The 9,924-nt window shown below is 71.1% G+C and carries 11 protein-coding genes; 7 read left to right on the forward strand and 4 right to left on the reverse strand.

The features are described from left to right. Positions 1–139 precede the first annotated feature (139 nt). From AOK09_RS13065 to AOK09_RS13080, 4 genes are all read left to right on the forward strand, one after another. The gene (locus tag AOK09_RS13065) at positions 140–421 is read left to right on the forward strand and encodes a UBP-type zinc finger domain-containing protein (protein ID WP_055587337.1); all 282 of its coding nucleotides are present in this window, start codon (positions 140–142) and stop codon (positions 419–421) included. A gap of 76 nt (positions 422–497) precedes the next feature. Further along, positions 498–971 carry a GNAT family N-acetyltransferase gene (locus tag AOK09_RS13070; RefSeq protein WP_055587338.1) on the forward strand — a complete coding sequence of 158 codons (474 nt, stop codon included), beginning with the start codon at positions 498–500 and terminating at the stop codon, positions 969–971. A 283-nt stretch (positions 972–1,254) separates the two neighbouring features. Then, positions 1,255–1,668, forward strand: a complete 414-nt coding sequence (locus AOK09_RS13075; RefSeq protein ID WP_055587339.1) for an ATP-binding protein — start codon at positions 1,255–1,257, stop codon at positions 1,666–1,668. A gap of 321 nt (positions 1,669–1,989) precedes the next feature. Continuing rightward, positions 1,990–2,835 carry an RNA polymerase sigma factor SigF gene (locus tag AOK09_RS13080; RefSeq protein WP_245687270.1) on the forward strand — a complete coding sequence of 282 codons (846 nt, stop codon included), beginning with the start codon at positions 1,990–1,992 and terminating at the stop codon, positions 2,833–2,835. A gap of 76 nt (positions 2,836–2,911) precedes the next feature. On the opposite strand, the gene AOK09_RS39040 is transcribed toward AOK09_RS13080, so the two are convergent. Then, positions 2,912–3,334: a hypothetical protein gene (locus AOK09_RS39040; RefSeq protein ID WP_055587340.1), complete on the reverse strand. Its 423-nt coding sequence runs from the start codon at positions 3,332–3,334 to the stop codon at positions 2,912–2,914. 91 nt (positions 3,335–3,425) lie between these two features. Here AOK09_RS39040 and AOK09_RS13090 point away from each other — a divergent pair, with 91 nt between their 5' ends. After that, positions 3,426–4,373, forward strand: a complete 948-nt coding sequence (locus tag AOK09_RS13090) for a diacylglycerol/lipid kinase family protein (RefSeq protein WP_055587341.1) — start codon at positions 3,426–3,428, stop codon at positions 4,371–4,373. Positions 4,374–4,710: 337 nt separating this feature from the next. Beyond that, the gene (locus AOK09_RS13095; RefSeq protein ID WP_055587342.1) at positions 4,711–4,962 is read left to right on the forward strand and encodes a WhiB family transcriptional regulator; all 252 of its coding nucleotides are present in this window, start codon (positions 4,711–4,713) and stop codon (positions 4,960–4,962) included. Between the two features lie 649 nt (positions 4,963–5,611). Here the strand turns inward: AOK09_RS13095 and AOK09_RS13100 are convergent. Then, the gene (locus AOK09_RS13100) at positions 5,612–7,132 is read right to left on the reverse strand and encodes a sensor histidine kinase (RefSeq protein ID WP_055587343.1); all 1,521 of its coding nucleotides are present in this window, start codon (positions 7,130–7,132) and stop codon (positions 5,612–5,614) included. Positions 7,133–7,570: 438 nt separating this feature from the next. On the opposite strand from AOK09_RS13100, the gene AOK09_RS13105 reads away from it, so the two are divergent. Then, positions 7,571–8,389, forward strand: coding sequence for an SAM-dependent methyltransferase (locus AOK09_RS13105; RefSeq protein WP_055587344.1), 819 nt, complete (start codon positions 7,571–7,573; stop codon positions 8,387–8,389). A 42-nt stretch (positions 8,390–8,431) separates the two neighbouring features. Here the strand turns inward: AOK09_RS13105 and AOK09_RS13110 are convergent, their stop codons facing one another. Further along, positions 8,432–9,340: a helix-turn-helix domain-containing protein gene (locus AOK09_RS13110; protein ID WP_055587345.1), complete on the reverse strand. Its 909-nt coding sequence runs from the start codon at positions 9,338–9,340 to the stop codon at positions 8,432–8,434. Positions 9,341–9,408: 68 nt separating this feature from the next. Continuing rightward, positions 9,409–9,645, reverse strand: a complete 237-nt coding sequence (locus AOK09_RS13115) for a DUF397 domain-containing protein (RefSeq protein WP_055587346.1) — start codon at positions 9,643–9,645, stop codon at positions 9,409–9,411. Between the last annotated feature and the right edge of the window lie 279 nt (positions 9,646–9,924).

The following is a 9,924-nucleotide window of genomic DNA, read 5'->3' on the forward strand; positions in this document are numbered from 1 at the left end:
TCCCTGGGGTGTGCGGGGCGGACAGGAGGGGCGGTGGGTGCGGCGGCGGTGGGCGGAGGAGATGATGGAACCGGTAGTGCCAGTGGTCGGGGGAAGGGGACCGGTGTTCGAGAGGTATCGCAGCACACGCAGGCGTGATGTGTCCGGGGAAGCCCCGCGGCACGCGGGCTGCGCGCACACCACCGGTCTGCCGGACCCGGAGCCGCCCAGCTCCGGGGAGAGCTGCCGACGCTGCGAGGAGACCCGGCAGCACCCGGTGCAGCTGCGCAAGTGCCTGCTGTGCGGACATGTGGGCTGCTGCGACTCCTCTCCCTCCCGTCACGCCACCGCGCACTTCGAGGAGACGGGACATGCGGTGATGCGCTCCTACGAGGCGGGCGAGCAGTGGCGCTGGTGCTACGAGGAACGCCGGCTGGTCTAGCGCCCCCGCCGCCGGCTCCCGCAGGGCCGGGGACGGCGTTGGCCGCCGCCGGGGACCCCCCAGTACCCTCGCAGACATGATCCGCCCCGCCACCGCCCTTGACGTCCCCGCCCTGCACTCCATGATCCGTGAACTCGCGGAGTACGAGCACGCCCTGCACGAGGCCCTGGCCACCGAGGAGCAGCTGCACCGGACCCTCTTCGGGGAGCAGCCCGCGGTCTTCGCGCACATCGCCGAGGACGGTGCCGGCGAGCCGGTGGGATTCGCCCTCTGGTTCCGCAACTTCTCCACCTGGCGCGGCACCCACGGCATCTACCTGGAGGACCTCTACGTGCGGCCGCACGCCCGCGGCGCCGGTCACGGGCGGGCGCTGCTGGCCGAGCTGGCACGGATCTGCACCACGAGCGGCTACGCCCGGCTGGAGTGGTCGGTACTCAACTGGAACGAGCCGTCCATCGGCTTCTACAAGTCGCTGGGCGCCGAGCCGCTGGACGGCTGGACCGTCTACCGGATGACCGGCGAACCGCTGGCGGACCTCGCACGGAGCTGATGTCCACAGGCGGCACCGACGTGCACACACTCCGTGCCGGAGGGCTTACCATGAGTGGCCCGGCGACTCCCCCGTTCACGTGGCGACCTGCTGGAGCGGCGACATCGGACCCTCGATCGCGATAGCGTCGCAGGCGGATGCGGGGCGTCCGGCCAGCCCGTAGGGGTATGACCGGTATGTGTCGCCCATGCCCCGGGGAACCGGGGTGCAAGAGTGTGAGGCAAGCAGCCATGGCCGTGGCCCTCCGGGGCCGTAAGCACGGCGTGTCACCCAGGAGGTGAGGGTGTCCCAGAACGACGGCGAGCCCGGAGCGAAGGACTTCGTGGAAGTCCGACTGCCCGCGGCAGGGGCGTACCTCTCGGTTCTGCGGACGGCGACCGCCGGCCTCGCGGCCCGACTGGACTTCACGCTGGACGAGATCGAGGACCTGCGGATCGCGGTCGACGAGGCCTGCGCCATCCTGCTCCAGCAGGCGGTGCCCGGCTCCGTCCTCTCCTGCGAGTTCCGCCTGGTCGGAGACTCACTGCGGGTGACGGTCTCCGCCCCGACGACCGACGGCCGCGCCCCCGAGCGCGACACCTTCGCCTGGACGGTGCTCTCCGCGCTGGCCGGCGAGGTCGAGTCGACGGTGGCCGAGGACCGCACCGTCTCCATCAGCCTGCACAAGAAGCGCGGTGCCGGCCCAGGCCAGCTGTGAGGCAGGCCGTCGGCGCGGCGTTCCCGCCGCGCCGGCGGCCCCGACCTCCTTCGACCGCGTGTCCCGGCCTCGGCGGGACGGCGCAGCGGTACAACCAACTGTTGACCCCGGAGCCGCATCTGCGGCGCCGGTGCTCCCGGAACGGAACGGGGGATCGCCGTGAGTGATCTGGACCGCACAGGCGGTGCGGGGCCCGGTGTCGACCGCGCCCCCACCGTGCCCGCCCAGCCGGGGACGGTGGAATCCCCGGCCGCCGCGCACGGCGCCGCCGGGCCGGCGGGCAACGACCATGACGACGCGTACCCGAAGGACGCCCCCCGCATGAGCCAGCCGCCCGAGTCCGCACCGACGCCCGAGCCGGCCGCCGGCCCGACGCCGGAGGAGACCGAGGCGCCCGCACCCACGCCGCACGCCCCCGACCGTGCCGCCGCCAAGGCGCTCTTCGTGCGGCTGTCGGCCCTGCCCGAGGGCTCCCCCGAGCGGGTGGAGCTGCGCAACCAGCTGGTGCGGATGCACATCCCGCTGGTGGAGCATCTGGCCCGCCGGTTCCGCAACCGCGGTGAGCCGCTGGACGACCTCACCCAGGTCGCCACCATCGGCCTGATCAAGTCGGTGGACCGCTTCGACCACGAGCGCGGGGTGGAGTTCTCCACCTATGCCACGCCGACGATCGTGGGTGAGATCAAGCGGCACTTCCGCGACAAGGGCTGGGCCGTGCGGGTGCCGCGGCGGCTGCAGGAGCTGCGGCTCTCGCTGACCACCGCCACGGGCGAGCTCTCCCAGCGGCACGGCCGCTCCCCCACCGTCCATGAGCTGGCCGAGCATCTGGGCATCTCGGAGGAGGACGTACTGGAGGGCCTGGAGTCCGCCAACGCGTACAGCACCCTCTCCCTGGACGTCCCGGACACCGACGACGAGTCGCCGGCCGTCGCCGACACCCTGGGCGCCGAGGACGACGCACTGGAGGGCGTGGAGTACCGGGAGTCGCTCAAGCCACTGCTGGCTCAGTTGCCGCCGCGTGAGCAGAAGATCCTGGTGCTGCGGTTCTTCCGCAATATGACGCAGTCTCAGATCGCCGCCGAGGTGGGCATCTCCCAGATGCACGTCTCCCGGCTGCTCGCCCGCACGCTCGCCCAGCTGCGAGAGAAGCTGCTGGTCGAGGAGTGACACGCCAAGGGCCGCCCCCGGAGGAGCATCCACCGGGGGCGGCCCTTCGCTGTGCGGGTCAGCGGCGCCGTCCGGGTCAGCGGCGCTCCAGCGCCGCGGTGACCGCGGGGTGCAGCAGCGCGACGATCCCGGCCAGTCCGAGCAGGGCGACCAGCACCGCCAGAACGGCCATCACCCCGCCGCTCTGCCACATGTTCCAGGCGACCGGCAGGCAGATGGAGTCGGTGAGCAGCGCCGGACTGCGGCCCCAGCGGCTGCGGCGCAGCAGACCGCGGCCGGCCAGCAGCGGCAGCACTCCCATCAGCAGGATCACCACCCCGCCGAACTCCGCCAGGCCCCGGTTGTGCGGGGTGCCGGTGAAGCCCGCCACCACGTCGTACACACCCCACGCGGCGAGGGCCGCGCCCTGCACGAAGGCGATCAGCGCCCCTGCCACCAGCGGGGTGGGCCGGGGCTCGGCGGCGGAGGGTGTCTTGGCGGGGGCACTGTCGACGGTCACTCCAGCAGGGTAGCCGCCGTATGGGCGGCATCGGTGGCCGCATACCGGACCGCGCCCCGGTCCATACCAACGGGTAGGTACTCTGAAGGGCATGCGTGCGCTCCTGGTCGTGAATCCGAAGGCGACCACCACCAGTGGGCGGACCAGGGACGTGCTGACCCATGCGCTCGCCAGCGACCTCAAGCTCGAGGTCGCCACCACCGAGTACCGCGGGCACGCAAGGGACCTGGCCCGCCAGGCAGCCGTCGACGGCACCGTGGACCTGGTCGTCTCCCTCGGCGGGGACGGCACCGTCAACGAGGTGGTCAACGGCCTGCTGGCGCACGGCCCCTCCGAGCGGGTGCCGCGGCTGGCCGTGGTCCCGGGCGGCAGCACCAATGTCTTCGCCCGGACCCTGGGGCTGCCCAATGACGCGGTGGAGGCCACCGGTGCGCTGCTGGACGCGCTGGAGCACCGCCGGGAGCGGGTGATCGGGCTGGGCAAGGCCATGACCGACGGGCTTCCCGACCGCTGGTTCACCTTCTGCGCCGGTCTGGGCTTCGACGCCGGCGTGGTGGGCCGGGTGGAGCAGCGCCGGATGGCGGGGCAGCGCTCGACGCACGCGCTCTACGTCCAGGAGGCGCTCCGCCACTATGTGACCGAGCGTGAACGGCGCAAGGCGGGCCCGATAGCCATCCGGATCCCCGGTCAGGACCCGGTGGAGGGGCTGGTGTTCTCCATAGTCTCCAACACCTCGCCGTGGACCTTCCTCGGCAACCGCCCGGTCTACCCCTCCCCCAAGGCGTCGTTCGACACCGACCTGGACCTTTTCGCGCTGACCCGGATGACGGTGGCGAGCACGGCCCGCACGGTGCGGGGGCTGCTGGACGGCTCAGGCGCAGGTCCCCGGGGCAGGCATGTGGTGTCGTACCACGATCTGCGGCACTTCACCTTGGTTTCGCAGGAACCGGTCCCGTTTCAGGTGGACGGGGACCACCTTGGAGAGCGGACTGACGTGAGTTTCACAGGCGTACGACGGGCACTGCGTGTGATTGTGTGACCAGCAGGGCCACCACGCCTTGCAGTCGAACGTACAACCCGCCTTCACTCCATCGAAGTACAGGGTGTGATGGAGGCGACACCAAAGAATCAAAAATTCCTCCTCGAAGGGGGTTGTATCCGACGCTGAGGTTTGCGAACCTCTACTTGGCGATCGGGACGGACCGCAACGGGACACCGCCTGAGTCGCCCGAATCCCTTGCTCCAAGTACAGCCTCACGGGCCGACGTGTCTGTCGACCCCTTTGGCCGTCCCGGGATTCGTGAAAGCGTTCACATTCACAAGCCACCACAGGTGTCGGCAGGCCACAGTCTGCTGACAGGAGGAGTTGGACCACCATGGACTGGCGCCACCGCGCTGTCTGCCGGGAAGAAGACCCCGAGCTGTTCTTCCCGATCGGGAACACCGGTCCGGCGCTGCTGCAGATCGAAGAGGCCAAGGCCGTGTGCCGTCGGTGCCCGGTCATGGAGCAGTGTCTGCAGTGGGCCCTGGAGACCGGCCAGGACGCCGGCGTGTGGGGCGGCCTGAGCGAGGACGAGCGTCGCGCGATGAAGCGCCGCGCCGCCCGCAACCGCGCCCGCACCGCCTGAGAAACCCGCCGCGGCGGGACGTGATCAACCCTTGATCAAGGGCTCGGCCCCCACTCGGGCCGTGCTTTTCCCTCCCACACCGCACCCCCAGGCGTCGTTCGGTCACGACATTTGGTACCGTCGTTGACGAAGGCAGCCGCAGCGCGGTGTGCAGCGGGCCCAGCCCGCAAACCCCCGCGGCCGAGGCCGCGGACCAGGAACCCCTGTTCCGGCCGACTCCCCCCGACGGCCGGAGCAGGACGAGAGGCCCTGTCGACCCACCCCCCCGGTCGGCAGGGCCTCACCCTTGTCCTGGAAGGCTCGGCTCGCCTCCGCGGCGCCTGTTGCAGCCGCGGACGCCCTCCCCCGACTGCCGGCCGGGCGGTGTTCCCGAGCTCCGGCGCTCGCTCCTTCGGCGCTCCCCCTCCTCGCCCGCCTTCGGGGAGGAGGGGCCCATGGCGCTCCTCACTTGCGGCGGGCGCGCGCCCCTTCGGTTCGCTCGCCCTGCCCCTTGCCCGCGGCTCCGGACACCCGATCTGCCGATCTGACCGCGGCTTCGGAACACCCGCCTCCGTCCGCTCCCGGTGCGGGTGCGGGACGGATGATCGGGCTGTCCGGCAGCTGCCGGGGTTCGGGCGGAACCGATATGGCGGACCGTCAGCTGCGCCGCTCACCCCACCGGGATCTCCAGCACCACCTTGGTGCCCCCCTCCGGGAGGGCGACCATGTCGAAGGTCCCGCCCAGCTCACCCGTCGCCAGGGTGCGGACGATCTGCAGTCCCAGATTGCCGCCGCTCTGCGGGTCGAAGCCCTCCGGCATGCCCCGGCCGTCGTCGCAGACCGTGATCAGCAGATACTCCTCCGGCCTGCCCCCGGCGCCGCCCCGCGCCTCCGGCCATCCCGGGCCGGCGGCAGGTGCCCGGCCGCGCAGCGCCGACACCTCCAGACTCCCCGAGTCCTTGGTGCCGAAGGCGTGCTCCAGCGCGTTCTGCAGCAGCTCGGTGAGGACCATCGCCAGCGGCGTCGCCACCTCGGCCGAGAGGATGCCGAACGACCCACTGCGCTTGGTGGCCACCCTGCCGTCCTGGGAGAGCTCCATCACCATCGCCAGCACCCGGTCGGCGATCTCGTCGAACGCCACCTGCTCGTCCAGGGTCTGCGAGAGCGTCTCATGGACGATGGCGATCGACCCGACCCGCCGCACGGCCTCGTCCAGAGCGAGCCTCGCCGGGGCGGAGTCCATCCGCCGCGACTGGAGCCGCAGCAGCGCGGCCACCGTCTGGAGGTTGTTCTTCACCCGGTGGTGGATCTCCCGGATGGTGGCGTCCTTGGTCATCAGCTCCCGCTCACGGCGGCGCAGCTCGGTGACGTCGCGGAGCAGGACGAGGGAGCCGACATGGACGCCCTTGGGCTTCAGCGGGATGGCCCTCAGCTGCACCACGCCACCGTGGGCCTCCACCTCGGTCTGCCGGGGTGCCCAGCCGCTGGCGAGCTTCACCAGCGCCTCGTCCACCGGCCCCCGCGACGGCGGCACCAGTTCGGCGGTGGTACGGCCGAGGTGGCAGCCGACCAGGTCGGCGGTGAGGCCCAGGCGGTGGTACGCGGAGAGCGCGTTGGGGCTGGCGTAGGTGACGATGCCGTCAGCGTCCAGCCGGATCAGGCCGTCGCCGGCCCGGGGGGCGGCGTCCATGTCGACCTGCTCCCCCGGGAAGGGGAAGGAGCCGGCCGCAATCATCTGGGCGAGGTCGGAGGCGCTCTGGAGGTAGGTGAGTTCCAGCCGGCTGGGCGTGCGCACCGTGAGCAGGTTGGTGTTGCGGGCGATCACGCCCAGGACGCGCCCCTCGCGCCGTACCGGTATGGACTCCACCCGCACGGGCACCTCCTCGCGCCACTCGGGATCGCCCTCCCGGACGATGCGTCCCTCGTCGTAGGCCGCGTCCAGCAGCGGCCGGCGGCCGCGGGGCACCAGGTGGCCGACCATGTCGTCCTGGTGGGAGGTGGGCCCGGTGTTGGGGCGCATCTGGGCCACCGAGACATAGCGGGTGCCGTCATGGGTGGGGATCCAGAGCACCAGATCGGCGAAGGAGAGGTCGGAGAGGAGCTGCCACTCCGAGACCAGCAGATGGAGCCACTCCACGTCGGCGGTGGAGAGGGTGGTGTGCTGGCGGACCAGTTCGTTGAGCGAGGGCACGCTGCGAGCGTAACCGCAGGGCGGTGGGGGCGGCTCACCGGAGCCTCCCGGAAGTTGTCCAGACCAATTCCGGCGACCCTCTGGACATCCTCAAGTGGTCTAGTCCACTATGGTGCACAGAAACGGGAGCCTCCGCGCCATCTGCCCTGACCGCGCGCGACTCCTCCGGCCGACCGCGACCGGCACGGGCTCCGCACAGCCCCTGCCCACAGAGCGGCGGCCGGCGACACCGACGGGCTGCGGTGCCGGACGGGCCGAGGGTCCCGTACCGGCGCCGTGGCCCGAAGTGCGTCCACACGCCCGGCATGATGTCTACAGCACGATGTGTACAGCATGATGTGTACAGATCGGGGAGATCCGGCCGTCACCCCTCCCCCGCGGCGCCACTCCTCCTAGGATTGCGGCACTTCACGTACCGAAGAGACCGCAGGGAGTGACATGGTGGGTCAGGACCGCGAGCCGCCGCCGGTCGGAATCGACGTCGCGGTGCCCAGCGTGGCCCGGATGTACGACTACTACCTGGGCGGCAAGGACAACTACGCGGTCGACCGCGAGGCCTCCGAGGAACTCCTCAAGGTGGTGCCGAGCACCAAGGAACTGGCCGTCAACAACCGGCGGTTCCTGCAGCGGGTGGTCCGCCTGCTGGCGTCCGAGTACGGCATCCGGCAGTTCATCGACCATGGATCGGGCCTGCCCACGCAGGACAACGTGCACCAGGTCGCCCAGCGGGTCGACCCGGCCTCGCGGGTGGTCTACATCGACAACGACCCCATCGTGCTGGCCCATGGGCGCGCCCTGCTGGAGGAGAACGACGGCACCGCGGTGATCCAGGCGGACATGCGCCGCACCGACGACATACTCGCCCACCCCGAGGTGAAGCGCCTGATCGACTTCGACCAGCCGGTGGCCGCGCTCTTCGTCTCGGTGATGCACTGCATCCCGGACTCCGACGACCCCGCCGCGCTGGTGCGCAGGGTCGCCGAGCGACTGGTTCCCGGCAGTTACCTGGTCGTCTGCCAGCTGGTCAGCGAGGACAAGGCCACCCGCGACTTCGTCACCCGCTTCATGGACGAGTCCACCCACGGCAACTGGGGCCGGGTGCGCCAGGCCCATGAGGTCGAGCGCTTCTTCGACGGGCTGGAGATCCTGGAGCCGGGTCTGGTGGAGGTCTCCACCTGGCGGCCCGACTCCGACCTCGGGCCCAAGCAGGCCACCCAGGAGTGGATCGAGTTCGGCGGGCTGGCGCGCAAGCCCTGAGCGGAGGCCGGGCGGGGATGCGCGGCCGGCGGGGCGACGCGCTCAGACCGTCTGCTCCACCAGGTCCGCCAGGAAGTCCAGGGTCTGCCGGGGCGACAGCGCCTCCGCGCAGAGGCGGTCCAGCACGGCCAGGTAGTTGTCGACGTCGTCCTGCTTGTCCAGATAGAGCGCGCTGGTCAGCTGCTCCAGATAGACGATGTCCGGCAGGTCCGGCTCCTGGAAGCGCAGGATGGTGATCGGCCCGCCGGCCGCCGCCAGACCGCCGATGGCGAACGTCGCCACCTGGAGGGTGACATTGGGCAGGCGCGCGGCCTCCAGCAGCCGCTCGAACTGGGCCCGCATCATCCTGGCGTCCCCCAGGGGCCGCCGCAGCGAGGCCTCGTCCATCACCGCCCACAGCCGGGGCCCGACCGCGCCGTCCAGGAGCTTCTGCCGCTCCATCCGCAGATCGACCCGGCGCTCGATGTCGCGCGGGGAGGACCTGGGGTGACCGAGCCGGACGACCGCTCGGGCGTACTCCTCGGTCTGCAGCAGCCCCGGGATGAACTGGGGCTCGTAGGTGCGGATGACCGAGGCCGCCTCCTCCAGGCCGATATGGGTCTCGAACCAGCCCGGCAGGACGTCGCCGTACCGGTTCCACCAGCCGGGCGCATTGGCCTGCCGGGCCAGCGCGAGGAAGTCCGACCGCTGCGCGTCGTCGGCCACGCCGTAGAGGGTGAGCAGGTCGGAGACGTCCCGCTCCTTGAAGCCCACCCGCCCGAGCTCCAGCCGGCTGATCTTCGCGTGCGAGCCGCGGATCGCGTCGCCGGCGGCCTCCCGGCTGATGCCGCGCGATTCGCGCAGCCGGCGCAGCTGAGTGCCCAGCACGATCCGCAGCACGGTCGGCCCACCCCGCGGATGCTCGAGGTAGTGCCTTATCGACGGCTCGCTGCCAGGCCGCATGGCGGTCATTCCGACTCCCCTGAGTGACTGCGCGCAGGCACACAGTCTCCCACTGCGGCCTGCCCCAGTACAGCGTCCTAGCCTGCCAGCCCGTCGAAGTCGCCGTCCTTGACTCCGCCGATGAAGGCGGCGATCTCCTCCGGGGTGTAGATCAGCGCCGGCCCCTCCGGGTCCCGCGAGTTGCGGATCGCCGCACCGCCGCCGGGGAGCGCGGCCACCTCCACGCAGTTGCCGTTGGGGTTGCTCCGGCGGCTCTTTCGCCAGGTCACGCCCTGGATCCGGGTGGCCCTGACGCCGTTGGGGATCTGCTCCATACCGGCTGCTCCTTCATCCTCATGTGCGCGTGCACGTGCATTTGCACTTGCAGGTGTTCTTACCGATGTGCTTACGACTGTAATTGCAGATGTGCTTGCAGCGACAGTGCCCCGGCGGGGATAGTGGTGCGAGCAGGCATCGTTCGCGCCCCGATATGCCCGAGAGGGCCCACGGAGATCGTGATGACAGCGGATACGGCGATCAGACCGGCCATCCCCGCGCACAGTCCCACCGGAACCGACCACGCAGCCCCCGGCACCTTCGCCACCTGCGCACTG

Source organism: Peterkaempfera griseoplana (assembly GCF_001418575.1).
Taxonomy (GTDB): Bacteria; Actinomycetota; Actinomycetes; order Streptomycetales; family Streptomycetaceae; genus Peterkaempfera; species Peterkaempfera griseoplana.